This window comes from Pseudomonas sp. NFX71 (assembly GCF_048079215.1).
GTDB lineage: Bacteria > Pseudomonadota > Gammaproteobacteria > Pseudomonadales > Pseudomonadaceae > Aquipseudomonas > Aquipseudomonas fluorescens_B.
This window is the reverse complement of the sequence record NZ_CP182230.1, coordinates 1,619,992-1,644,154: the sequence shown is the minus strand read 5'-3', so window position 1 is coordinate 1,644,154 and position 24,163 is coordinate 1,619,992. Positions and strand designations below refer to the sequence as shown.

Annotated in this window: 24 protein-coding genes and 1 other RNA gene; 13 read left to right on the top strand and 12 right to left on the bottom strand. The window is 60.5% G+C overall.

Translation table 11 applies throughout. From position 1 onward, the window contains the following. Positions 1-104: 104 nt before the first annotated feature. The gene (locus tag ACM1ZW_RS07615; RefSeq protein ID WP_414884748.1) at positions 105-719 is read left to right on the top strand and encodes an energy transducer TonB; all 615 of its coding nucleotides are present in this window, start codon (positions 105-107) and stop codon (positions 717-719) included. 96 nt (positions 720-815) lie between these two features. Here the strand turns inward: ACM1ZW_RS07615 and ACM1ZW_RS07610 are convergent, their stop codons facing one another. Next, the gene (locus ACM1ZW_RS07610) at positions 816-1,793 is read right to left on the bottom strand and encodes an NADPH:quinone oxidoreductase family protein (protein ID WP_416740372.1); all 978 of its coding nucleotides are present in this window, start codon (positions 1,791-1,793) and stop codon (positions 816-818) included. A 150-nt stretch (positions 1,794-1,943) separates the two neighbouring features. On the opposite strand from ACM1ZW_RS07610, the gene ACM1ZW_RS07605 reads away from it, so the two are divergent. Next, positions 1,944-2,351 (top strand): flagellar basal body-associated protein FliL, encoded by a 408-nt coding sequence (locus ACM1ZW_RS07605; RefSeq protein ID WP_031319172.1) that lies wholly within the window; start codon positions 1,944-1,946, stop codon positions 2,349-2,351. Positions 2,352-2,412: 61 nt separating this feature from the next. On the opposite strand, the gene ACM1ZW_RS07600 is transcribed toward ACM1ZW_RS07605, so the two are convergent. The 4 genes from ACM1ZW_RS07600 to ACM1ZW_RS07585 all read right to left on the bottom strand — a co-directional run bounded on the left by ACM1ZW_RS07600 (position 2,413) and on the right by ACM1ZW_RS07585 (position 7,798). Next, positions 2,413-3,531, bottom strand: a complete 1,119-nt coding sequence (locus ACM1ZW_RS07600) for an ABC transporter permease (protein WP_017341394.1) — start codon at positions 3,529-3,531, stop codon at positions 2,413-2,415. Beyond that, positions 3,531-6,254, bottom strand: coding sequence for a ribosome-associated ATPase/putative transporter RbbA (gene rbbA / locus ACM1ZW_RS07595; protein WP_414877924.1), 2,724 nt, complete (start codon positions 6,252-6,254; stop codon positions 3,531-3,533). The genes ACM1ZW_RS07600 and rbbA overlap by 1 nt, the downstream gene beginning before the upstream one ends. Continuing rightward, a complete protein-coding gene (locus tag ACM1ZW_RS07590; RefSeq protein WP_414884745.1) occupies positions 6,251-7,216 on the bottom strand; it encodes an HlyD family secretion protein in 966 nt (321 codons plus the stop codon). Before ACM1ZW_RS07590 ends, rbbA begins: the two co-directional genes overlap by 4 nt. Before the next feature lie 132 nt (positions 7,217-7,348). Continuing rightward, positions 7,349-7,798 (bottom strand): EVE domain-containing protein, encoded by a 450-nt coding sequence (locus ACM1ZW_RS07585; RefSeq protein ID WP_414877923.1) that lies wholly within the window; start codon positions 7,796-7,798, stop codon positions 7,349-7,351. 201 nt (positions 7,799-7,999) lie between these two features. Here ACM1ZW_RS07585 and ACM1ZW_RS07580 point away from each other — a divergent pair, with 201 nt between their 5' ends. Next, the gene (locus ACM1ZW_RS07580) at positions 8,000-8,152 is read left to right on the top strand and encodes a hypothetical protein (protein WP_017341390.1); all 153 of its coding nucleotides are present in this window, start codon (positions 8,000-8,002) and stop codon (positions 8,150-8,152) included. A gap of 34 nt (positions 8,153-8,186) precedes the next feature. On the opposite strand, the gene ACM1ZW_RS07575 is transcribed toward ACM1ZW_RS07580, so the two are convergent. From ACM1ZW_RS07575 to ACM1ZW_RS07560, 4 genes are all read right to left on the bottom strand, one after another. Beyond that, on the bottom strand, positions 8,187-8,792 hold the full coding sequence (locus ACM1ZW_RS07575) for a 5-formyltetrahydrofolate cyclo-ligase (protein WP_414877922.1): 606 nt from the start codon (positions 8,790-8,792) through the stop codon (positions 8,187-8,189). Positions 8,793-8,877: 85 nt separating this feature from the next. Beyond that, positions 8,878-9,056, bottom strand: a non-coding RNA gene (gene ssrS, locus ACM1ZW_RS07570) — 6S RNA. 30 nt (positions 9,057-9,086) lie between these two features. Next, entirely contained in the window at positions 9,087-9,404 is a 318-nt protein-coding gene (locus tag ACM1ZW_RS07565) for a cell division protein ZapA (RefSeq protein ID WP_017341388.1), read from the bottom strand. After that, positions 9,401-9,610 (bottom strand): TIGR02449 family protein, encoded by a 210-nt coding sequence (locus ACM1ZW_RS07560; protein WP_007942437.1) that lies wholly within the window; start codon positions 9,608-9,610, stop codon positions 9,401-9,403. The genes ACM1ZW_RS07565 and ACM1ZW_RS07560 overlap by 4 nt, the downstream gene beginning before the upstream one ends. 127 nt (positions 9,611-9,737) lie before the next feature. Between ACM1ZW_RS07560 and ACM1ZW_RS07555 the strand changes: the two genes are divergently transcribed. The 10 genes from ACM1ZW_RS07555 to gcvP all read left to right on the top strand — a co-directional run bounded on the left by ACM1ZW_RS07555 (position 9,738) and on the right by gcvP (position 22,260). Further along, positions 9,738-10,298 carry a YecA family protein gene (locus ACM1ZW_RS07555; protein ID WP_017341386.1) on the top strand — a complete coding sequence of 187 codons (561 nt, stop codon included), beginning with the start codon at positions 9,738-9,740 and terminating at the stop codon, positions 10,296-10,298. 27 nt (positions 10,299-10,325) lie between these two features. After that, entirely contained in the window at positions 10,326-11,660 is a 1,335-nt protein-coding gene (pepP, locus tag ACM1ZW_RS07550) for a Xaa-Pro aminopeptidase (protein WP_416740371.1), read from the top strand. Beyond that, a complete protein-coding gene (ubiH, locus tag ACM1ZW_RS07545) occupies positions 11,657-12,844 on the top strand; it encodes a 2-octaprenyl-6-methoxyphenyl hydroxylase (protein WP_414877921.1) in 1,188 nt (395 codons plus the stop codon). Before pepP ends, ubiH begins: the two co-directional genes overlap by 4 nt. Then, positions 12,837-13,322 (top strand): DUF4442 domain-containing protein, encoded by a 486-nt coding sequence (locus ACM1ZW_RS07540; RefSeq protein WP_017341383.1) that lies wholly within the window; start codon positions 12,837-12,839, stop codon positions 13,320-13,322. Before ubiH ends, ACM1ZW_RS07540 begins: the two co-directional genes overlap by 8 nt. 9 nt (positions 13,323-13,331) lie before the next feature. Beyond that, positions 13,332-14,549: a 2-octaprenyl-3-methyl-6-methoxy-1,4-benzoquinol hydroxylase gene (locus ACM1ZW_RS07535; RefSeq protein WP_193393011.1), complete on the top strand. Its 1,218-nt coding sequence runs from the start codon at positions 13,332-13,334 to the stop codon at positions 14,547-14,549. 176 nt (positions 14,550-14,725) lie between these two features. Beyond that, positions 14,726-15,730 (top strand): extracellular solute-binding protein, encoded by a 1,005-nt coding sequence (locus ACM1ZW_RS07530; protein ID WP_017341381.1) that lies wholly within the window; start codon positions 14,726-14,728, stop codon positions 15,728-15,730. A 140-nt stretch (positions 15,731-15,870) separates the two neighbouring features. Beyond that, the gene (locus tag ACM1ZW_RS07525) at positions 15,871-17,487 is read left to right on the top strand and encodes an ABC transporter permease (RefSeq protein WP_017341380.1); all 1,617 of its coding nucleotides are present in this window, start codon (positions 15,871-15,873) and stop codon (positions 17,485-17,487) included. 156 nt (positions 17,488-17,643) lie between these two features. Beyond that, positions 17,644-18,726, top strand: a complete 1,083-nt coding sequence (gene gcvT / locus ACM1ZW_RS07520) for a glycine cleavage system aminomethyltransferase GcvT (RefSeq protein WP_017341379.1) — start codon at positions 17,644-17,646, stop codon at positions 18,724-18,726. Positions 18,727-18,776: 50 nt separating this feature from the next. Continuing rightward, positions 18,777-19,160, top strand: a complete 384-nt coding sequence (gene gcvH, locus ACM1ZW_RS07515) for a glycine cleavage system protein GcvH (RefSeq protein ID WP_017341378.1) — start codon at positions 18,777-18,779, stop codon at positions 19,158-19,160. A gap of 226 nt (positions 19,161-19,386) precedes the next feature. Then, entirely contained in the window at positions 19,387-22,260 is a 2,874-nt protein-coding gene (gene gcvP, locus ACM1ZW_RS07510; protein ID WP_416740370.1) for an aminomethyl-transferring glycine dehydrogenase, read from the top strand. Between the two features lie 78 nt (positions 22,261-22,338). On the opposite strand, the gene ACM1ZW_RS07505 is transcribed toward gcvP, so the two are convergent. From ACM1ZW_RS07505 to ACM1ZW_RS07495, 3 genes are all read right to left on the bottom strand, one after another. Then, positions 22,339-22,656 (bottom strand): DUF2388 domain-containing protein, encoded by a 318-nt coding sequence (locus tag ACM1ZW_RS07505; RefSeq protein WP_017341376.1) that lies wholly within the window; start codon positions 22,654-22,656, stop codon positions 22,339-22,341. A gap of 68 nt (positions 22,657-22,724) precedes the next feature. Then, positions 22,725-23,174 carry an NfeD family protein gene (locus ACM1ZW_RS07500; RefSeq protein ID WP_017341375.1) on the bottom strand — a complete coding sequence of 150 codons (450 nt, stop codon included), beginning with the start codon at positions 23,172-23,174 and terminating at the stop codon, positions 22,725-22,727. A gap of 8 nt (positions 23,175-23,182) precedes the next feature. After that, positions 23,183-24,103 (bottom strand): SPFH domain-containing protein, encoded by a 921-nt coding sequence (locus ACM1ZW_RS07495; RefSeq protein ID WP_008150402.1) that lies wholly within the window; start codon positions 24,101-24,103, stop codon positions 23,183-23,185. Positions 24,104-24,163: the final 60 nt, after the last annotated feature.

Sequence of the window (24,163 nt, the reverse complement as noted above, 5' to 3'; positions counted from 1 at the left end):
CCTGCGTCTAAAGGGGAAGCCATGGCGTTATGTAAAAAATCATCGAGCCTTAACCTTTCTGCGGTTGCCAGATCTGGCTTTTCAGTCGCGAAGGAGTGGGAGTTATGCGGTGGTTTTTGTGTGTGCTTTTGTTGGTTTTGTCCATCGAAGTCAGGGCTGGCGAGGTGTTCCTGATTCCGGAGAACAATCCCAAGCCGGTTTACCCTGTAGCACTTTCCCGAAGCGGTATAACCGGCGCGCTGAATGTCAGTTTTACCGTCCATGCCGACGGATCGGTGAATCAGGTAGAGGCTTCAAAGGACGCTCATCCCGACCTTGTCGAAGCCTCCCGAACGGCGGTGAGCCAATGGCGATACAAGCCTTGGGAGGTTTCCATCGAGCGACCCGCGCAAATCCAGGTGGTCGCGCCGATGGTGTTCAGGCTGGACGACAAGATGCCGATTCATGCCAACGAGGAGTTGAAAAAGTTGAGTTGTGGTGAGGTCGCCAAGGCAGCACTGCGGCTTGCAGACTACTCGTGGGTGGACATGCCGGTGTTCAGCTGGACGCGCAGTTACCTGACCCACTCTCTTGCCCCTACGCAATTGCCGGAGGCGAGACGTCTGGAGCTCATCGCTAAACTCAACAAGAGCGTGCCTTCGATTATTCGGCGTTGTAATACGCATCAGGCGTCACGGTATGTGCGTTTTCTACCGGAGGAAATTCGCGAGTTGCTTTGATTGAAAACCTGGAGCGATGTCTGTTATCCAGTCATGTATCGAAAAGGCCAGAGCAACCTCATCAGTTGTTCTGGCCTTTTTGCATCCTGCTACGATTCAGCGAACCTGCACCACCACTTTCCCGACCGCCTTGCGCTGGCCAAGATCATTGATCGCTTGCGCCGCATTGCTCAGCGGATACACCTGCGACACCAGCGGCTTCAACTTGCCCTCGGCAAACCAGCTAAACAGCTGCTGGAAGTTCGCCGCGTTGTCCTGCGGCTGGCGTTGAGCAAACGAACCCCAGAACACGCCAACCACCGCTGCGCCCTTGAGCAGTGCGAGGTTCACAGGAAATTCCGGAATGCGCCCGCTGGCGAAGCCGACCACCAGTAACCGGCCGTTCCAGGCAATGGCGCGGATGGCCTGGTCGAACAGGTCGCCACCGACCGGGTCGTAGATCACGTCGGCGCCCTGGCCGTCGGTCAGGCGTTTGATTTCGTCCTTGAGGCTGGTTTCGCTGTAGTTGATCAGTTCATCGGCGCCCGCAGCCTTGGCCACCGCTAGCTTTTCGGCGCTGCTGGCGGCGGCGATCACGCGGGCGCCCATGGCTTTGCCGATTTCCACGGCGGCCAGGCCAACACCGCCGGACGCACCCAGCACCAGCAGGGTTTCACCCGGTTGCAGGTTGCCGCGTTGCTTGAGCGCGTGCATCGAGGTGCCGTACGTCATGCTGAAAGCCGCGGCGGTGTTGAAGTCCATGGAGGGCGGGATCGGCAGCACGTTGTAGCCTGGAACGGCGACCTGCTCGGCGAAACTGCCCCAACCGGTCAGCGCCATGACCCGGTCACCGACTTTCAGGTGGCTGACTTTCTCGCCCACTGCGCTGACCACGCCGGCCGCTTCGCCACCCGGGGAAAACGGGAAGGGCGGCTTGAACTGGTATTTGCCCTCGATGATCAGCGTGTCCGGGAAATTCACCCCGGCGGCGTGCACCTCCAGTAGGATTTCATTCTTCTTCGCGACAGGGCTGGCGACCTCTTCCAGCACCAGCGATTCGGCAGGGCCGAAGGCTTTGCACAGCACGGCTTTCATCAGGGCTATTCCTTTGGGAGTGATGGCCGATAAGTGTAGGTGTGTGAGTCGACGGGTCAACGAGCATGCCCCGCCCTGATAGTCAGCCATAAGCTTGTGCTTGCGTGGCGGGTCGTTATGCTAGGCCGCAAACCGGATAAGGAGCGAATTGTGAAAGCGTGGATCATGTTGTTGCTGGCCCTGTCTCTGCCTGTGGCAGCAGTGGCTGAAGAAGCCAAAGAAGGTGCAGCCCCAAAGGTTAACTACATCACCCTGAGCCCGCCGTTCGTGGGTAACTATGGGCTGGACGGCACGCCGAAGCTCAAGGTCTACAAGGCTGATGTGGCACTGCGGGTGACGGGCGATGAAGCGACCCAGCTGGTGAAAGCCAACGAGCCGCTGATTCGTAATCAGCTGGTGGCGCTGTTTGCCCAGCAGACGACCGAGGCGATGAACAACGTCGAGGCCAAGGAAAAGCTGCGTCAGGAAGCGTTGAAGCAGACCCAGCAGATCATGAACGATGAAACCGGCAAGCCGGTGGTTGAGGATTTGTTGTTCAACAACCTCATCATTCAGTAAGTCCTTTGCCGTCGGGGGAGCCTCTTCGCGAGCCATCTCGCAATAGGGGCGACACGGTCTCTCAGGACGCCAGGCTCTTGCGAAACCGCATCAGCGCAATCGCGAAAAACAGCAGGCCGATGGCCGTAAGCGCCAGCAAATCGGGCCAGACGACAGTGATGCCGGCGTCGCGAAACAGTATCGCGGCGCTCAGGCTGACAAAATGCGTCGACGGCGAGCCCTGCATCACCCACTGCAGCCATTGCGGCATGCTGTCCAGCGGCGTGCTGCCACCGGACAGCAGCAACATCGGGATGATCACTGGAATCGCCAGCAGACCGAATTGGGGCGTTGAGCGAGCCAGGGTCGCGAGAAAAATCCCCAGCGCCGTGCTGGCGAACAGGTAAACCGCGGTCACCAGCAGAAACAGGCTCAGGGAGCCGGCCAGCGGCACGCCCAGCGCGCCTTTGACAATGACCTCCAGCGACAGCCAGGTGCACAGCACCACCACCAGCATGTTGCTCCAGATTTTCGCCAGCATGATTTCAAGTGCCGTCAGCGGCAGCACCAGTAAATGGTCGAGGGTGCCGTGTTCGCGTTCACGCAGCAGTGCGGTGCCGGTCAAGATGATGGCAAGGATGGTGATGTTGTTGACGATCTGGATCACCGCCAGAAACCAGCCGCCTTCCAGATTGGTGTTGAACATCGCGCGAGTGGTCAGCAGCGCCGGTGCTTTACTCGCCACATCGCTCTGGCCGCTGTAATTCAACAATTCGCGCTGGAAAATTCGTCCGATGTAGCCCGCGCCCATGAACGCCTGACTCATGGCGGTGGCGTCGACGTTGACTTGCACGGCGGGTTGACGACCGGCCAGCAGATCCGTCTGAAAACTCGCCGGTACATTGATGACAAAGGTGTACTGGCCACTGTCCATGACCTGGTCCAGTTGCTCATATGGCAGCGGGACCGGGCGTTGGAATTCCGGAGGTTGCAGCGCCTGCGTCAGTTGTCGCGACAGCAGGCTGTGATCTTCGTCGACGATGGCCACGCTGGCGTTATGCACGCCGATCACCGAGCCCGCCGCCGGCATGTAGATCGCAACCGTAAAGGCGTAAAAGAGGAACAGGAGCAGGACGCTGTCATGCCGCAGGCTGGTGAGTTCCTTGAGACCCAGGCGCAGGATGTGCGCGAGCTTATGCATCAGACCTCCTGCTTTTTCAGCATGACCAGGCTGAGCCCGGTGAATGCGAGGAAGAACCCGAACAATGCGAGGCATTGCGGCCATAACTGTCGCAGGTCCAGCGCTTTGGTAAACGTGCCGACGGCGATGTCGAGGAAGTAACCGGCTGGAAACAGCATCCCCATTACTGCCGCCGCGCCTTCGAGGGATGAGCGCGGCACGATCAGTCCGGAAAACTGGATGGTCGGCAGGCTGGTGATGATCATGGTGCCGAGAATGGCGGCGATCTGGGTTCGGGTGAATGCCGAGATCAACAGGCCCATGCTGGTTGTCGCCAGCACATAAAGGAGCCCGCCGAAGGTCAGCGTCAGGAAGCTGCCCTTGAACGGCACCCCGAACAGCCATCGGTTCATCGCGACCAGTACCGCGAGGTTGATCAGGCTGACAGCCAGATACGGTGCCTGTTTGCCCAGCAGAAATTCGAGCCGGGTCAGCGGCGTGGCATAGAAGTTGGTGATTGACCCCAGTTCCTTCTCGCGCACGATGCCCAGCGCCGTCAGCATGGCGGGGATGAACGCCAGGATCAGCGCCATGACCCCGGGGCCGATGGCGTTGACGCTGACCACGTCCTGGTTGTAGCGGAAGCGGGTTTCCAGTCGGGCGGCGGCTGGCCGGTTCCGCGCGGGGCTGCTCTGTTCGGCCAGTTGTTCGATATTGGCCTGGTGCACCGCCTCGACGTAGTTACGGCTGGTCTCGGCGCGAAACGGCATGCCGCCATCGAGCCAGGCTGCCACGGCCGGTTGACGCCCGGCGTACAGATCCCGGCCAAAACCGGGTGGAATCTCTAGCGCCAGTTTGATTTCCGAGCGCTGCAGGCGGCGATGCAGCTCTTTGGCATCGCGGATGGGGGGCTGCTCGTCGAAGTACCGAGAGCCGCGAAAGGCTTCCAGATAGGCGCGGCTTTGTGGCGTCTGATCCTGGTCATAGACGGCGAAGGCGAGTTGCTCTACGTCCAGAGAAATGCCGTAGCCGAAAATCACCATCATGAAAATGGCCCCCAGCAGGGCGAAGGCCATCCGCACTTTGTCGCGCAGCAGTTCCTTACCTTCACGACTCGCCACCGCCCACAGGCGTCCTGGGCTGAAACCGCGATCCTTGGTTGGCAGCGCCGGCATGGCGGGCGCATTCGCAGGCTCTGAAGGTTTTGAAGGCTCAGGGGTGTCCTGGGCCTGTTCCAGGCACGTGACGAATGCAGCTTCCAGCGTCTCGCCCTTGTACTGCTGTTGAAGCGCTGCTGGCGTATCGCAGGCAAGCACTTTGCCAGCGTGCATCAGCGAGATGCGATCGCAACGCTGGGCTTCGTTCATGAAATGAGTGGAGAGGAAAATCGTCACGCCTTGCTCGCGCGACAGCTCGATCAGCAGTCGCCAAAAGTCGTCCCGTGCCGCCGGATCGACGCCGGAAGTCGGTTCGTCGAGGATCAATACTTCCGGACGATGCAGCACCGCCACCGCCAGTGACAGCCGTTGGCGCAAGCCCAAAGGCAACGCCCCGGACTGTTGATCGCAAACACTGCCCAGATTGAAGCGCTGGATCAGCTCGTCAATGCGTTGCGCGCTGTCGGTTTTTGGCAGATCGAACAGCCGTGCGTGCAAATCCAGGTTCTGCCGCACGCTGAGTTCGCCATACAGCGAAAAACTCTGGGACATGAACCCGACCCGTTTGCGGGTGGCCAGGTCCTTGGCGTTCACCGGGTTGCCCAGCAGCGTGGCACTGCCTTCACTGGCGGGCATCAGCCCGGTGAGGACTTTCATGGTGGTGGTCTTGCCGCAGCCATTGGAGCCGAGGAAGCCGAAAATTTCGCCGCGACCGATGGCAAAGCTGACGTTGTCTACAGCCGTGAAGTCGCCGAAACGCAGGGTCAGATCGTGGGCTTCGATGGCGATGTCGGAGGTGGTGCCGGTTCGAGGCGGAATTACCAGGGGCTGATTGTCGTGGGTACTGTCGCCCTGATAGTGGGTGAAGGCTTCGTCGAGTTTGCCGCTCGAGGTGACTGCCGCCAATTCCTTGCTCAAGCCCGTGGCAATCAGCTTGCCGCCGTCGAGCATCAGGCAATGTTCAAACTGCTCGGCCTCTTCCATGTACGCGGTGGCGACCAGCAGTGTCAGTTGCGGCCGCTGACGCCGCACATCGTCTACCAACTCCCAGAAACGTCGACGGGACAAGGGGTCGACGCCGGTGGTCGGTTCGTCGAGGATCAGCAGGTCCGGCTCATGGATCAACGCACAACACAGGCCCAGCTTCTGCTTCATGCCGCCGGACAGTTTGCCGGCGGGGCGATCGGCAAAACGCAGAAGGTCGGTAGCCAGTAACAGATTGCGCATGCGCTGATCGCATTCGGCTTTTGACAGGCCAAACAGGGTAGCGAAAAAGTGGATGTTCTCGCTGATCGACAGCTCTGGATAAAGGTTGCCGCCCAGGCCTTGGGGCATGAAGGCGATGCGCGCATAGAGGGTGTTGCGATGGCGACGATCCTGGATCGAGCCGCCGAGCACCTCCAATTGTCCTTGCTGCAGCGTTTTCACCCCGGCGATCAGCCCCAGCAGGCTCGATTTGCCGGCGCCATCGGGGCCGATCAGGCCGCAACGGGTCCCGGCGGGCAGGCTGAACGCGATATCACTCAGCGCCTGTTGTTTGCCGTAGCGATGATTGATGCCGGTCGCATGAACCGCCAGTTCGGTCATTGCAGATTGGCCGGCCAGCCAACAGAGGCGGTGCGCACATAGCCGGCACCGGGCATGCCGGGTTTGGCCTGGGGCAGGGCGCTGGGATCAGTCAGGCGTAACTTGACGCGGAATACCAGTTTTTGCCGCTCGTCGCGAGTCTCGACTTCTTTAGGGGTGAATTGCGACTTGGCTGCCACAAAGCTGATTTTTGCCGGCAATGGGTGATCAGGCAGGGCATCGAGCAAAATCCGCGCTTCGTCGCCAACGGCCAAGCGCCCGGTTACGGAGGCCGGGAGGTAGAGGTTCATGTATTGATCGTTTGGGTCGATCAGCAGCAATACGCGCCCGCCGGCGCCCAACACTTCGCCGGGCTCGGCCATGCGCAGCTGGATCACCCCGTCGATGGGGGCTCGCAAACTGCTGTCATCGATTTCGCTGGTCAACTGTGCGACTTGTGCCTGAGCGGCGCCAATCGCCGCACCCACCGCGGACTCTTGCGCGCGAGCGGCGGCGACGGCGGCATTGCCGGTGCCGATACGCGCCTGCTGTTGATCGATGATCTGACCGCTGACGAAACCATGCTTGAACAGCGTCTGGGAGCGATTGAGTTCCTGTTGAGCGAGCAGTTGTTCGCTCAGGCGCAATTGCACGTTGGCTTGTGCGGCGGCGAGGTTTTCCCGGGTGCGCAACACTTCTGCTTCCGCCTGGCGGCGTTGGGCTTCAAGGGTGCGAGTGTCCATCCGGGCCAGCAGTTGGCCCTTGGTGACTTTGTCGCCTTCGTCGACGAGCACCTCGGCCAGTCGCCCCGGTGTTTTGCTGGCGATCTGCACTTCGGTGGCTTCGAGGCGGCCGTTGCCGACATACAGGCCTTCGGGCAGACGGTCATGCATCGACTTCCAGTAGCCAAAACCGCCGGCGGCCAGGAGCAGAACCATTAAAGAACCGGCAAAAAAAATCGAAGAGCGGCTGTGCGTAGACATGCGAGCATCCTGCGTATGTTACGTCCTAGTCTGGCTGATCAAACGCCAAGGCGATTTGATGCCAGTCAACTGAGGGTCAAGCCTAACCCTATTGGGCGGGGAAAAGAGAATGACCGGGTGGTTCTGCCTTATTTAACGTAAATCGAGGACCGCCGCCCATTGCTCGGCGGTTACTGGCATCACTGACAGCCGCGAACCTTTCTGCACCAGGGGCATCTCGGCCAGCGCGGTTTGCTGTTTCAGGTAGTCGAGTTTCAGGACGTTCGTGAACGTTTCGACGTGGGCCACATCGATCGCACTCCAGGCGTTTTTCTCGGCGGTGGCCTTCGGGTCGTAGTAATGACTCTCGGGCTCCAGTGCGGTCGGGTCCGGATAGGCCGCTTCGACAATCTTGCCGATCCCGGCAATCCCGGGCTCAGGGCAGCTGGAATGGTAGAAGAAGAACTCGTCGCCGACCGCCATGGCCCTCAGAAAATTCCGCGCCTGGTAGTTGCGAACCCCGTCCCAGCGCGCTTTGCCAAGCCTCTCCAGACCTTTGATCGAGAGTTCGTCGGGCTCGGATTTCATCAGCCAATAGGCCATGGTTTTTGCTCCTTGCGAATCGGGTGGGCAAGTTGTCGGGCAATTTTATGACAAACCGACAGTCGGTTGACGCCAGCGTTTGCGTGTCGGTTCACGTTGTCGCAAAATGCCGGCCTTCTAAGCTTGACGCTGCTGCACGGCCTACACCTACAACGGAAACCGCTGCTGTCATCGTGTTGATGTGCCTTTGGGGGGCAATCGATGAAACGCAAACCGGATTTACTATGGATATTGGTTATTTTGTTCGGCCTTGGCGTCGTGACCACGGGCTATGCCCAAAGCCTGTGGAACAACAAGACCGATGCGCCGGTTGAAATCGCGCAGCAACAACAGCCGTCGGCCTTCAAACGCTGAACCTGCTTTTCGACGCCGCTGATTCCAGTGGCGTCTAGCCTGCGTAATACCAGGCCTTGTCCGTCACCGTTCCTTGCAGCGGCACATCCCAGCTCGCTTGAGCCAATCGTTCGACCTTCTGACATTCATGGGCCAGCCCTAACAGCGTCGGCTTGCGCCAGTTTTTCCGTCGCGCCAGGTACGCCAGGCTTCGATCGTAAAAACCGCCACCCATGCCGAGTCGCCCGCCGACATCGTCGAATCCCACCAACGGCAACAGCACCAGGTCGAGGGCCCAGACTTTGCGTTGCCGGGCGAGGTTGTGCCGGGGTTCGAGAATGCGAAAACGGTTGGGCCTGAGTTTTTCGCCGGGGCGAATTCGCTGGAACACCATTTTGGTTCGCGGCCAAGCACTGAGCACCGGCAAATAAGTCGCCTTGCCTCGACGTTGCGCGGCGCGCAGCAACAGACGCGGGTCGATTTCACCGTCGGTGGGCAGGTACAGGGAGATATGTTTTGCGCGCCGAAACAACGGCTGCTGGGACAATTGCTTGTACAGCCCGCGAGCGGCCTGGCGCTGTTGACTGGGTGTCAGTGCGCGGCGGGCCTTGCGCAGCATGCGTCGAAGTTGCGGGCGGGGCAGCAGCGCAGGTTCGGTCATGGATTCTGGCTTCGGCAGTGCGGGTACACAAAGCGTACCCGTAAAAAAGCCGATGCCGGTATTGAACCGGCATCGGACTGGAATCAGGCTCCCCGGATGAACCGCTGCTGACTTAGCCCTTGAACCCGAAAGTTCAAGGTGGAAGATGCAGTAGGCTTTAAGGCTTTCCGTCTAGCGGACATGCACACCAGCCCAACGTGCAGCCTCCAGGGTAGTGCGAATCGGCTCAGGGACGTGGTCAACTGGCAAGCACCCCAGGGAGTGCTGCGAGTATAACCCAAGCGGTCCGGCGAATCAGCCCTTGGTGACGTCCGGATCGGTGGCAAGCACCAGATCGACGCGATCCAGCAGGTCGCGAACCTGCTCACGGGTCGAGCCGCTGACCTGTACATCCGGACTTTCTTGCTTATGCAGAAGGTCGTGCGTGATGTTCAGCGCGGCCATCACGGCGATGCGATCGGCGCCGATGACTTTGCCGCTGCTGCGGATTTCACGCATCTTGCCGTCCAGGTAACGGGCAGCGCTCACCAGATTGCTGCGCTCTTCCTGGGGGCAGATGATCGAGTATTCTTTGTCGAGGATCTGCACGGTAACGCTATTGCTTGAACTCATGAGTCTTGCTCCAGGGCCTTGAGGCGCGAAATCATCGATTCGACCTTACGCCGCGCGATTTCGTTTTTTTCAATGAGGTGCGCGCGTTCCTCGCGCCAGGTCTTTTCCTGAGCTAGTAGGAGTCCGTTTTGACTCTTAAGTTGCTCGACTCGGCTAATTAGCAGTTCGAGTCTGGCCATCAGCGCTTGCAGGTCGGTGTCTTCCATTTTGTCCACTGAGATTCATCTGATGGGTGGTAGCTGGCGGACAGCCTTTAATAGTCTTGGCGAGTCTGTCGATGTAGGATACAAGGCCTTCATTCTAGACATAGCGCCGTCTGGCGCCTAGCTGCCCATGCCCATTCAGAATTCCCCGTACAAAGCCTTCGCCACCCTGCTGACTTCCAGCGGTCATAACGTCTCGCCTGCCGAACTGCATGGCCTGCTGCTCGGCCGCAGCTGCGCCGGTGCCGGTTTCGATGCCGAAGGCTGGCTGGTCGATGCCGCCGAGCTGCTAGAAGGCGAGCCGCAAGACAACGTTCGCAATGCCTTGATCGGCCTGCAAGAGATGGTCAAGGGCGAGCTCACCGGCGACGACGTGACCGTCGTTCTGCTGCTGCCGACCGATGACGAGCCGCTGGCTGATCGTGCCGCGGCACTGGGCCAATGGTGCCAGGGCTTCCTCAGCGGTTTCGGCCTGAACTGCCGTGACAGCAGCATGCTGAGCACCGAGGCCACCGAAGTGTTGCAGGATCTGGCGGCCATCGCCCAGGTGCAAGACGCGCTGGAAGAGTCCGACGATGGCGAAAGCGACTACATGGAAGTCATGGAGTACCTGCGCGTCGCACCGCTGCTGCTGTTCTCCGAAACCAAAAAGCCGGACGCGCCGGCTGCCGCCAAACCGTCGTTGCATTAATCGCGAGCCAGGAAAAGCCATCTGCCCATGATTCATATCCCGAAATCGGAATACAGCCGTCGCCGCAAGGCCTTGATGGCGCAGATGGAACCCAACAGCATCGCCATTTTGCCCGCCGCCGCGGTTGCCATCCGCAATCGCGATGTCGAGCACGTTTACCGCCAGGACAGTGACTTCCAGTACCTCAGCGGTTTCCCTGAGCCGCAAGCCGTTATCGTGCTGATGCCGGGTCGTGAGCATGGCGAATACCTGCTGTTCTGCCGTGAACGCAACGCCGAGCGAGAACTCTGGGACGGCCTGCGCGCCGGTCAGGAAGGCGCGATCCGCGACTTCGGTGCTGATGATGCTTTCCCCATTACCGACATCGACGACATCCTGCCGGGCCTGATCGAAGGCCGCGACCGGGTGTATTCGGCCATGGGCAGCAATCCGGAATTCGATCGGCACCTGATGGACTGGATCAACGTGATCCGCTCCAAGGCGCACCTCGGCGCCCAGCCGCCGAACGAATTCGTTGCCCTGGATCATCTGCTGCACGACATGCGTCTGTATAAATCGGCGGCAGAAGTGAAGGTGATGCGCGAAGCCGCGCGGATTTCCGCTCAGGCGCATATCCGTGCGATGCAGGCCTGCCGGGCCGGGTTGCATGAGTTCAGTCTGGAAGCCGAGCTCGATTACGAGTTCCGCAAGGGCGGGGCGAAGATGCCGGCCTATGGTTCGATCGTCGCGGCCGGGCGCAACAGCTGCATCCTGCATTACCAGCAGAACGACGCGGTGCTCAAGGACGGCGATCTGGTGCTGATCGACGCCGGTTGCGAGATCGACTGCTACGCCAGCGACATTACGCGCACCTGGCCGGTCAACGGCAAGTATTCCGCGGAACAGAAGGCGATCTACGAGTTGGTGCTGGCTTCCCAGGAAGCGGCATTTGCCGAAATCGCCCCGAACAAACACTGGAACCAGGCGCACGAAGCCACGGTTAAAGTCATCACTGCCGGGCTGGTGAAACTGGGTTTGTTGCAGGGCGACGTCGACGAGTTGATCGCCAGCGAAGCCTATAAAGCGTTTTACATGCATCGCGCCGGCCACTGGCTGGGCATGGATGTGCATGACGTCGGCGAGTACAAGGTCGGCGGCGAATGGCGCGTGCTGGAAGTCGGCATGGCGCTGACCGTGGAGCCGGGGATCTACATTGCCCCGGACAACCAGAACGTAGCGAAGAAATGGCGCGGCATTGGCGTGCGCATCGAGGACGACGTCGTGGTCACCAAAACCGGCTGTGAAATCCTGACCAGCGGCGTACCGAAAACGGTCGCCGAGATCGAGGCCTTGATGGCTGAAGCGCGGACAAAAGCGGCATGAGTCGAATCAATCTTGCAATCATTGGTGGCGGCCTGGTCGGCGCGAGCCTGGCATTGGCGCTGCAGGCCGGGGCCAAGGCTCGCGGCTGGAAGATCGTGCTGATCGAGCCGTTTGCCCCCGGCCACACCTACCAACCGAGCTATGATGCCCGGTCCTCGGCGTTGTCCTACGGCGCCAAGCAGATTTATCAACGGTTGGGCGCGTGGCAGGAAATCTCCCGCCGCGCGGAGCCGATCAAGCAGATCCACGTCTCCGACCGTGGTCGTTTCTCCACCGCGCGATTGTCGGCGATGGAAGAGGGCGTGCCGGCGCTGGGCTATGTGGTGGAAAACGCCTGGCTCGGCCAATGCCTCTGGCAAGGTCTGGACAAGGACGTGGTCACCTGGCGCTGCCCGGCGGAAGTCACGCGCATGGAGCCGCTGACCGATGGCTATCGCCTGACCCTCAATGATGAAACCACCCTGGAATGCGACCTCGCGGTGCTGGCGGATGGCGGCCGTTCCGGCCTGCGCGAGCAACTGGGGATTGGTATCAAACAACGCCCGTACAACCAGAGTGCGCTGATCGCCAACATCACCCCGAGCGAAGCGCACAACGGCATGGCCTTCGAACGTTTCACCGACGATGGCCCGATGGCGTTGTTGCCGCTGCCGGAAAACCGCTGTGCCCTGGTCTGGACCCGTCTGGGCATGGACGCGCAACGGCTGGCCGCCCTGGATGAACGCAGTTTCCTCAGCGAATTGCAGGGCGTGTTCGGTTATCGCCTCGGCACCTTGAAACAGGTCGGCGCGCGGCATCTTTACCCGCTGACACTGATTGAAGCCGAAGAGCAGGTGCGTCCGCATCTGGCGATTCTCGGCAACGCCGCTCACAGCCTGCACCCGATTGCCGGCCAGGGTTTCAACCTGTCCCTGCGAGATGCGCAGGCGTTGGCGGATGCGCTGCTCGCGAGCGAGAAAGCCCCCGGCGACTTTGCGACCTTGCAGGCTTACCGCGAGCGTCAGCGTCTGGATCAAAACCTGACCGTGGGATTTTCCGATCAGGTCACGCGGTTGTTCGGCAGTACTCAACCGCTGGTCTCGCTGGGCCGAAACATCGGCCTGCTCGGACTCGATCTGCTGCCACCGGCCAAGCGTTGGTTCGCCCGGCAGGCCATGGGCCTGGGTACGCGTCCCGATGCTTGAGTGGTTGACGAGCCGGTTCGGCAAGGCACGATTGTTGCGCTGGTTCATGACGTTCTACCCGCCGTACCTTGGCGCCGGGGTCCGCGTGCGGCACATCAGCGATGACTTCCGGGACATCAAGGTGTCCATGGGGTTGGGCTGGTACAACCGCAATAACGTCGGCACTCAGTTCGGTGGCAGCCTGTATTCGATGGTCGATCCGTTCTATATGTTGATGTTGATGGAAAACCTCGGCCGTCGGTTCATCGTCTGGGACAAAGCGGCGGACATCGATTTCATCTCGCCGGGCAAAGGTCCGGTGTTCGCCAGTTTCAGGATCGACGAAACCTTGCTCGACGAGATCCGCCAACAAACGGCGAACGGCGAAAAATACCTGCCGCAATTGCAGGTCGATATCCACGACGGCGCCGGCACCCTGGTGGCCCGTGTCCGGAAAACCCTTTACGTGCGGCTCAAGCCGCAAGCGAGACAGGCTTAAAGCATGGAAATGCGCGCAGATCTGCTGATTGTCGGGGCCGGAATGGTCGGCAGCGCCCTGGCGCTGGCGTTGCAGGACAGCGGGCTGGAAGTCCTGCTGCTGGACGGCAGCCCGATGAGCGTCAAACCCTTCGACGGGCAGGCGCCGTTCGAACCGCGAGTGAGCGCCTTGTCGGCCGCCAGCCAGCGGATTCTCGAACGGCTGGGGGTCTGGGATGGCATCGCCAGCCGGCGCAGCAGTCCTTACACCGACATGCACGTCTGGGACGGCAGCGGCACCGGGCAAATCCACTTCTCGGCCTCCAGCGTTCACGCCGAGGTGCTCGGGCATATCGTCGAGAACCGCGTGGTTCAGGATGCTTTGCTCGACCGCTTGCACGACTGCGACCTGGGAATGCTGGCCAATGCGCGTCTGGAACAAATGCGCCGCTCCGGTGACGACTGGCTGCTGACCCTGGCCGATGGTCGCACCTTGCGTGCGCCTTTGGTGATCGCGGCGGACGGTGCCAACTCGGCGGTGCGGCGCCTGACCGGCGTGGCCACGCGCGAGTGGGATTATCTGCACCACGCAATCGTCACCAGCGTGCGCAGCTCACAACCCCACCAGATGACGGCCTGGCAACGGTTCACCGATCATGGTCCATTGGCGTTTCTGCCTCTGGAGCGGGACGGTCGGCAGGATTGGTGTTCGATCGTCTGGTCGACCACGCCGAGTGAGGCCGAACGCTTGATGGCGCTGGATGATGAAGGTTTCTGTCGCGAGTTGGAGCAAGCCTTTGAGGGCCGTTTGGGTTCGGTTCTAAGCGCCGATCCACGGCTGTGCGTGCCGCTGCGCCAGCGCCATGCAAAGCGCTACGTGGCTGAAGGCCTGGCGCTGATCGGCGATGCGGCGCACACCATTCACCCGTTGGCCGGGCAGGGCGTGAACCTCGGTTTCCTCGATGCCGCCGTGCTCGCCGAAGTGCTGCTGCAAGCGGCAGAGCGTGGCGAACGGTTGGCCGACGTGAAAGTGCTGAGCCGCTACGAGCGTCGGCGCATGCCGCACAATCTGGCGTTGATGGCGGCGATGGAAGGCTTCGAGCGGTTGTTCCAGGCAGATCCGTTGCCGGTGCGCTGGCTGCGTAATGCCGGGTTGAAGATGATTGACCAGATGCCGGAGGCCAAGGCGTTGTTTGTGCGTGAGGCGCTGGGGTTGATCGGGGATTTGCCGGCACTTGCCAAGGCTTGATATTTTCACTGCGGCTGATGGCCTCATCGCGGGCTTGCCCGCGAAGGGGCCGGTAAAACGATCCCATGTCTCATGCCATGCAACATCTGGTAACTTCTCCGCCAACTGATCGATTGAGAACCTAAATGTGAGTCCTTATCATTTGGTCTTACTTTTCCAATCGAGAGATCGCTCACATGTTGGCACCGAAGCGTCTACTGACCGCACTCGCCCTGACCCTGATCGGCAGCACTGCCACCCAGGCCGCTGACGAGGTGGTGGTTTACTCCTCGCGTATCGACGAGCTGATCAAACCGGTGTTCGATGCCTACACCGCGAAAACCGGTGTGCAGGTGAAGTTCATCACCGACAAGGAAGCGCCGCTGATGCAGCGCATCAAGGCCGAGGGCGAGAATGCCACCGCCGACCTGCTGCTGACCGTCGACGCCGGCAACCTGTGGCAAGCGGAGCAGATGGGCATCCTGCAACCGTTCACCTCGAAAACCATCGACGCCAACATTCCGCTGCAATACCGCGCGGCTTCTCATGCCTGGACCGGCCTGAGCCTGCGGGCGCGGACCATCGCTTACTCCACGGAGCGGGTGAAGCCGGGCGAGTTGAGCACTTACGAAGGTCTGGCCGACAAGAATTGGGAAGGTCGCCTGTGCCTGCGTACGGCGAAGAAGGTCTACAACCAGTCCCTGACTGCCACCATGATCGAAGTGCATGGTGCCGAGAAAACCGAAAAGATCCTCAAGGGCTGGGTCAACAACCTGTCCACCGACGTATTCTCCGATGATGTCGCGGTGTTGGAAGCAATCAACGCCGGCCAATGCGACGTTGGCATCGTCAACACCTACTACTACGGCCGTCTGCACAAGCAGAAGCCCGATCTGGCGGTGAAGCTGTTCTGGCCGAATCAGGGTGATCGTGGCGTGCATGTGAACCTGTCCGGCATCGGCCTGACCAAGTACGCGCCGCATCCGGAAGCCGCCAAGGCCCTGGTGGAGTGGATGACCACGCCTGAGGCGCAGAAGATCTTTGCCGACGTGAACCAGGAATTCCCGGCCAATCCTGCGGTACCGCCGTCCGCGGAAGTCGCCGCCTGGGGCAAGTTCGTCGCCGATACGTTGCCTGTGGAAGTCGCCGGCAAACGTCAGGCCGAAGCGATTCGCTTGATGGATCGAGCTGGCTGGAACTGAGTCTGCGGCTTTAAAGAGCAAAAGATCGCAGTCTTCGGCAGCTCCTACCGGGTGTACACCATCCCAATGTAGGAGCTGCCGAAGGCTGCGATCTTTTTGCGTTTTCCCTACACTTCACGATTTCCCTGCGAGAGACCTCCTTGGCCCACCCCGCCCAACGCCGCTGGTATCCCCTGGTCTTCGCCATCGCTGCGCTGGTCCTGCTGCCCCTCAGCGTTTTGTTGCTGTCCTGGCAAGCCATCGATCATCAAATCTGGTCGCACCTCTGGGACACCCAGATGCCGCGGCTGCTGGGCAACACGCTGACCCTGGTGTTCGGCGTCGGTGTCGGTGTCACGCTGTTGGGCGTCAGTCTTGCCTGGCTCACCAGCCTTTGTGAGTTTCCCGGCAGAAAGTGGCTGGATTGGGCGTTGATGCTGCCGTTCGCCATTCCCGCCTACGTGCTGGCTTTCGTTTTCGTCGGCCTGCTGGATTTCTCCGGTCCCGTACAAACCCTGATGCGCGAATGGTTCGGCACCGGCCTGCGTTTGCCGCGAGTGCGTTCCACGGGCGGTGTCATCCTCGTTCTGGTGCTGGTCTTTTATCCCTACGTTTACCTGTTGGCACGCACCGCGTTCCTCGCGCAGGGCAAAGGCTTGATGGAAGCGGCGCGAGTCCTGGGGCAATCGCCGTGGCAAGCGTTCTGGCGAGTCGCCCTGCCGATGGCGCGGCCGGCCATTGGTGCTGGCGTTGCGTTGGCGCTGATGGAAACCCTGGCGGATTTCGGTGCCGTGTCGGTATTCAATTTCGACACCTTCACGACCGCCATCTACAAAACCTGGTATGGCTTTTTCAGCCTTTCCACCGCCACGCAATTGGCCAGTCTGTTGCTGTTGGTGGTGATGCTCGTGCTGTACGGCGAGCGCCGTGCCCGGGGTGCCAATCGGGCGAGCAACGAGCGGCCGCGGGTCAAGGCGTTGTATCACCTGCGCGGTTTCAAGGCGTTGGCGGCGATGAGTTGGTGTGGGCTGGTGTTTGCCTGCGCGTTCGTCATTCCGGTGCTGCAACTGGTGGTGTGGTTCTGGCAGCGCGGGCGCTTCGACCTGGATGAGCGGTACGCCGGGCTCATTGTTCATACGCTGTATCTGGGCGGCATGGCGGCGTTGATCACTGTCAGCGTTGCGCTGGTGCTGGCGTTTGCCCGGCGCCTGGCGCCGACCCGGGCGATTCGCTCCGGTGTCAGCCTGGCCAACCTCGGCTATGCGTTGCCGGGTTCGGTGCTGGCGGTGTCGATCATGCTGGCCTTCAGTTATCTGGATCGCGAGCTGGTGATTCCGCTGTCGGGATGGTTGGGCGGAGCCGGAAAACCTTTACTGCTGGGCAGTCTGTCGGCCTTGTTGCTGGCCTATCTGGTGCGTTTCATTGCGGTGGCCTATGGGCCGCTGGAAAGCAGTTTGGCGCGAATACGGCCATCTTTGCCCGAAGCGGCACGTAGCCTTGGGGTCAGTGGGCCACGACTGTTTTTCAAAGTGTATCTGCCGTTATTGCTGCCCGGCACATTGAGTGCTGCGCTGCTGGTGTTCGTTGATGTGCTCAAGGAAATGCCCGCGACCTTGCTGATGCGCCCGTTTGGCTGGGACACGCTGGCCGTGCGCATCTTTGAAATGACCAGCGAAGGCGAGTGGGCGAGGGCGTCGTTGCCGGCGTTGACGCTGGTTCTGGTCGGGTTATTACCGGTCATCGGATTGATTCGACGTTCGGCGCATCGAAACACCTAGGTGTCAGTCCTACACCTTGAGGCTACAATGCGCGGCATTCGGTGCGGTCCGTCCTACAGACCCGGTCGCTGAAATCGGCTGAAAGCCTTCTAATTCAAGGCTTTCACCCCGTGCAGCACTGGCCCGCACCCTCGCCACGCCCGGAAGGAGAAACCCATGGGACAGCGTACGCCTCTGTATGACCTTCATCTCGCCCTCGGCGCGAAGATGGTCGATTTTGGCGGTTGGGATATGCCTCTGCATTACGGCTCGCAGGTCGAGGAACACCATCAGGTGCGCCGCGACTGCGGGGTTTTCGATGTATCCCACATGACCGTGATCGATGTCAGCGGCGCTCAGGCCAAGGCCTGGCTTCAGCATTTGCTGGCCAATGACGTCGAGCGCCTGCACAGCCCCGGCCGTGCCTTGTACAGCACCATGCTCAATGAGCGCGGCGGTATCGTCGACGACATGATCGTCTACCGCCTCGATGACGGGTATCGCCTGGTGGTCAACGCCTCTACCCGCGATCAGGACCTGGCGTGGATGCAGGCTCATCTTGTCGGCTTCGATGTGCAGCTCATCGAGCGCTCGGAGCTGGCGATGCTGGCCATACAAGGCCCGCATGCCCGACACAAAATCTCTGAGCTGGTCACCCAGTCTCGCGGCAACCTGATCCAGCTACTCAAGCCGTTCGAAGGTCAGCCTGACGGTGACTGGTTCATCGCGCGCACCGGTTACACCGGCGAAGACGGGCTGGAAATCATTCTGCCGGCCGATCAGGCGCCGGGCTTCTTCAACGATCTGGTGGGCGCGGGTATTTCGCCGATCGGGCTCGGGGCGCGGGATACGTTGCGTGTCGAAGCCGGCATGAACCTCTACGGTCAGGACATTCATCAAGACGTTTCGCCGCTGGCCTCGAACATGGCCTGGAGCATTGCGTGGGAGCCGGCCGCTCGTCAGTTCATCGGCCGTGCTGCCCTGGAAGCCGAACGCGCCGGCGGCGTACAACACAAACTGGTCGGTCTGGTCCTTGAGGAGCGCGGGGTTTTGCGCGCTCATCAAGTGGTCCGCATCGCCAATGTTGGCGAAGGGGAGATCACCAGTGGTAGTTTCTCTCCTACGCTTAGCAAGTCGATTGCACTGGCGCGCGTGCCGATGGCGACTGCCGACCGCGCTGAAGTGGAAATCCGTGGCAAATGGTACCCGGTCCGAGTGGTCAAACCGACCTTCGTACGCCATGGCAAAACCTTGATCTAACCTTTTCTGGCGGGCAAAGACCGCTGACAATTTTCTTGAGGACACAGAACATGAGCGATATCCCTGCCGACCTGCGTTTTGCCGAAAGTCACGAATGGGCCCGTCTGGAAGCCGATGGCACCGTCACCGTGGGCATCAGCGATCACGCTCAGGAAGCCTTGGGCGATGTGGTATTCGTCGAGCTGACCGAAGTCGGAAAAGTCTTCGCTGCTGAAGATCAAGCCGGTGTCGTTGAGTCGGTCAAAGCCGCTTCCGACATCTATTCCCCGATAGCCGGTGAAGTGATTGCGGTCAACGAAGACCTGAGCGGCTCGCCCGAGTTGCTCAACTCCGACCCGTACGGTGCCTGGATCTTCAAGCTCAAGCCAAGTAACGCTGGCGATCTGGACAAGCTGCTTGATGCCGCGGGCTACAAGGCCGCCATCGGCGAGTAAGTCTACAGCGTCACCCAAAGCCCCGATCCGTCGGGGCTTTTTATTGCCTGGCAGGTCTGGATCAAAAGATCGCAGCCTTCGGCAGCGCCTACATTGGAATGCGTATTTCTGTAGGCGCTGCCGAAGGCTGCGATCTTTTGATCTTCAAGGGCTCCGAGGCAGTGGCTGCTATGCTGGTTTGACCGTGTTGCATCGACGCTGAGCGCCAGTCCAGAGAGAGCCCGTCATGTCCCAGTTGCCGTCCTTGAGCCAGTTACGCGACCCCAATGCCTTCCTTCGCCGCCACCTCGGGCCCGATGCCGCCGAGCAGCAGGCGATGCTCGACAGCCTCGGCGTCGGTAGCCGCGTCGAGCTGATCGAGCAGACGGTGCCGCCGGGGATACGCCTGAACCGGGCGCTCGACCTGCCGCCCGCCCTCGACGAAGAAGCCGCGCTGGCCAAGTTGCGCGGTTACGCCGAGCAGAACCAGGTCTGGACCAGCCTGATCGGCATGGGTTACCACGGCACGATCACGCCGGCGGTCATCCTGCGCAACGTGCTGGAAAATCCCGGTTGGTACACCGCTTACACACCGTATCAACCGGAAATTGCCCAAGGCCGACTCGAAGCCTTGCTGAATTTCCAGCAACTGACCATCGACCTGACGGGCCTGGAGCTGGCCAACGCCTCGCTGCTGGATGAAGCCACGGCGGCGGCGGAAGCCATGGCCCTGGCCAAGCGTGTCGCCAAGTCCAGGAGCAATCTGTTTTTTGTGGATGAAAATTGTCATCCGCAGACGATTTCCGTGGTGCAGACCCGTGCCGAAGGTTTCGGTTTCGAGCTGATCATCGACACTGTGGATAACTTGAAACAGCACCAGGTATTCGGCGCGCTGCTGCAGTATCCCGACACCCACGGCGAGATTCGCGACCTGCGTCCGTTGATCGATCACCTGCACGCCCAGCAAGCCCTGGCCTGCGTCGCCACCGATCTGCTGAGCCTGTTGTTGCTGACGCCACCGGGAGAGTTGGGTGCCGACGTGGTGTTCGGCTCGTCCCAGCGGTTTGGTGTGCCCATGGGTTACGGCGGGCCCCACGCGGCGTTTTTTGCCAGTCGCGATGAATACAAACGGGCGATTCCCGGGCGGATTATCGGCGTCTCGAAAGACGCGCGCGGCAACACGGCATTACGGATGGCCCTGCAAACCCGTGAGCAACACATTCGCCGGGAGAAGGCGAATTCGAACATTTGCACTGCCCAGGTGCTGCTGGCCAATATCGCCAGTTTCTATGCGGTCTATCACGGGCCGGAAGGGCTCAAACGTATTGCCCAGCGAGTTCATCGATTGACGTGCATCCTCGCGGCGGGCCTGGAACGCCACGGCATATCCCGCCTCAACACGCACTTTTTCGACACCCTTACGCTGGAGGTCGGCGGCACTCAGACGGCGATCATCGAAAGCGCCCAGGCCGCGCAAATCAATTTGCGCATTCTCGGACGCGGTCAGCTGGGTCTGAGCCTCGACGAAACGTCCGACGAGTCCACCGTTGCCAAACTGTTCGATGTGTTCCTTGGCGCCGATCATGGGATCAACGTAGACGAACTGGACGCTGAAACGCTTCCTTCCGGCATCCCTGGCGAACTGCAGCGATCCTCGCCTTACCTGCGTCACCCGGTATTCAGCGCACATCACAGCGAAACCGAAATGCTGCGTTACCTCAAGCAGCTCGAAAACAAGGACCTTGCCCTCAACCAGTCCATGATCCCGCTGGGCTCCTGCACCATGAAACTCAATGCCACCAGCGAGATGATCCCGATCACCTGGCCGCAGTTCGCCAATCTCCATCCGTTCGTGCCAAAAGAGCAGGCGGTCGGTTATGCACTGATGATCGAAGAGCTGGAGCGCTGGCTCTGCGCGATCACTGGTTTCGACGCGATCTGCATGCAGCCCAATTCCGGCGCGCAAGGCGAATACGCCGGGTTGCTGGCGATCCGCAAATACCACGAAAGTCGTCATCAAGGTGCGCGGGACATCTGCCTGATTCCGTCCTCGGCCCACGGGACCAATCCTGCCTCGGCGCAAATGGCCGGGATGCGTGTGGTGATCGTCGAGTGCGATGAAGCGGGCAACGTCGACCTCGATGACCTGAAGGAAAAAGCGGCGGCTGCCGGAGACAAACTCGCTTGCCTGATGGCGACGTATCCTTCGACCCACGGCGTGTATGAGGAAGGCATCAGTGAGATCTGTGAAGTTATCCACAGCCATGGCGGCCAGGTATACATGGATGGCGCCAACCTCAATGCGCAAGTCGGATTGGCGCGGCCGGCGGACATTGGTGCCGACGTTTCCCACATGAACCTGCACAAGACCTTCTGTATTCCCCACGGCGGTGGCGGGCCTGGCATGGGGCCGATTGGTGTGCGGGCACACCTGGCGCCGTTCGTGGCCAATCACCCGGTGGTGGCAATTGACGGTCCGTTGCCGCAGAACGGCGCAGTCAGCGCGGCGCCCTGGGGCAGTGCGAGCATTCTGCCGATCAGCTGGATGTACATCGCCATGATGGGGCCGCAACTGGCAGACGCCAGCGAAGTGGCGATCCTCGCGGCGAATTACCTGGCGCTGCATTTGTCCGGTGCATTCCCGGTGCTCTACACCGGGCGCAACGAGCGGGTGGCTCACGAATGCATTCTCGACCTGCGGCCACTCAAGGCACTGACCGGCATCAGCGAAGAGGACGTGGCCAAGCGCCTGATGGACTATGGCTTCCATGCGCCGACCATGTCGTTTCCGGTGCCGGGGACCTTGATGGTCGAGCCGACCGAAAGTGAATCGAAGGCTGAGCTCGACCGCTTTATCGGGGCGATGCTGAGCATTCGCGCAGAAATCACCGAGGTGCAGAATGGCAACTGGCCGGCCGAGGACAACCCGCTGAAACGGTCGCCGCACACACTGGCCGACATCACCGGGGTTTGGGAGCGGCCGTACAGTATCGAACAAGCGGTGACACCGGACGCGCACACCAAGGCGCACAAGTATTGGCCGGTGGTGAATCGGGTGGATAACGTTTACGGGGATCGGAACCTGTTTTGCGCGTGCGTGCCCGTGGATGATTACCGCTGAAATACCACAAGACACGTAACCCTGTGAGGCAAAAAAAATGCCGCTCATGTGAGCGGCATTTTTGTTCATCAGTAAAACTTATTCCGACGCTACGGCATTCTTTGCCAGGATCGCATTCGCCAGTTCCATGTCCGTGGCCTGCAGGCCAGGGTTGTCGGCGCGAACCTTTTGCATCGCGGCTTCCAGGTACGGGCCGCGGATGCCGCCGTCACTGGCAACAAAACTGCCGGCATCGTCCTGTGCGGCAATGATCAGCTTGTGATCCTTGAACGTCAGGTAAGTCGAACCGGTGGTTGCACCGGACGAGATGACGTTACGCCAAAAGCTGTCGGCCATCGCCGAACCGACTGGAAGGGACAACACGGCGATGGTAGCGACAGCAAGTTTGAAACGCATGATGGGTGACTCCACTGGGTTAACTACGGCGTTTGATTGCCAAGTACCCAGCCGAGTTCCATCACCGGTCATTGAGCCGGTTCCACCAGCAAAATGGCGCCTTGCTGTCCGGTCACCCGAACACGGCTCCCGATGACGGCATCCGGACCACGGGCCATCCACACGCTATCAGCCACTTTGATTTTTCCGCGCCCGTCGACAATCGACTCATGCACCACAAAGGTTTTGCCGATCAGTTCCTGGCCACGCAGGTTGAGGTTCGGCTCGTCACTCTGGCGCACCGCGCTGCGCTGGCGTCGCCACCAATACAGGGCGGTAGCGATCGAGAGCAGGCCGAACAGCAGAAACTGCAGTTCCCAGGACATGTCCGGTGCTACGAATGTCAGTACGCCAACAGCGGCGGCCGCCATGCCGATCCACAGCAGATAGCCGCCAGCGCCAAACACTTCGAGAATCAGCAGCACGGTACCCAATGCCAGCCAGTCCCAGAACGATAAATGCTGCAGGAATGCCCACATAACGTGCCTCAGGCTTTCTTGTTATCGAACGTGGCCTTGACGATTTCGCCGATGCCGCCGACCGCGCCAATCATCGAACTGGCTTCCAGCGGCATCAGGATGACTTTGCTGTTGTTGGCCGAGGCCAGTTTGCCCAGCGCATCGATGTACTTCTGCGCGACAAAATAGTTGACCGCTTGCACGTTGCCGCCGGCGATGGCTTCGGACACCACTTTGGTCGCCTGGGCTTCGGCTTCGGCCTGACGCTCACGGGCTTCGGCTTCGAGGAACGCGGCCTGACGACCGCCTTCCGCCTCGAGGATCTGCGCCTGTTTCTTGCCCTCGGCCGTCAGAATCGCTGCGGCACGCAGGCCTTCGGCTTCGAGAATTTGCGCACGCTTGATCCGCTCGGCTTTCATCTGCCCCGACATCGCCGCCATCAGGTCTGCTGGCGGGCTGATGTCCTTGATCTCGATCCGGGTGATCTTGATGCCCCATGGCGCCGTGGCTTCATCGACGGTGCGCAGCAGTTTCTCGTTGATCCCGTCACGCTGGCTGAGCATCGCGTCCAGCTCCATGGAGCCGAGCACGGTCCGGATGTTGGTTTGTAGCAGGTTGCGGATGGCGTGTTCGAGGTTGTTCACCTCGTAGGCCGCCTGGGCGGTATTGACCACCTGGAAGAAGCACACGGCGTCGATCTGCACCGTGGCGTTGTCCGCAGTGATGACCTCTTGAGGCGGAATGTCCAGCACGCTTTCCATGACGTTGATCTTGCGACCGATACGGTCCATCACTGGAATGATGATGTTCAAGCCCGGTTTGAGGGTGTTGGTGTAACGGCCGAATCGCTCGACCGTCCATTGATAACCCTGCGGCACAACCTTGAAGCCCATGAACAGAATGGCGACCACCAGGCCGACAAAAAGTAAAAGCACGCTACCGATCTGCATAACGATTCCCTGTTGATCATTGAAGTTGCGATCGCAGGAGTGTAACGGCGCGGCTCGGGG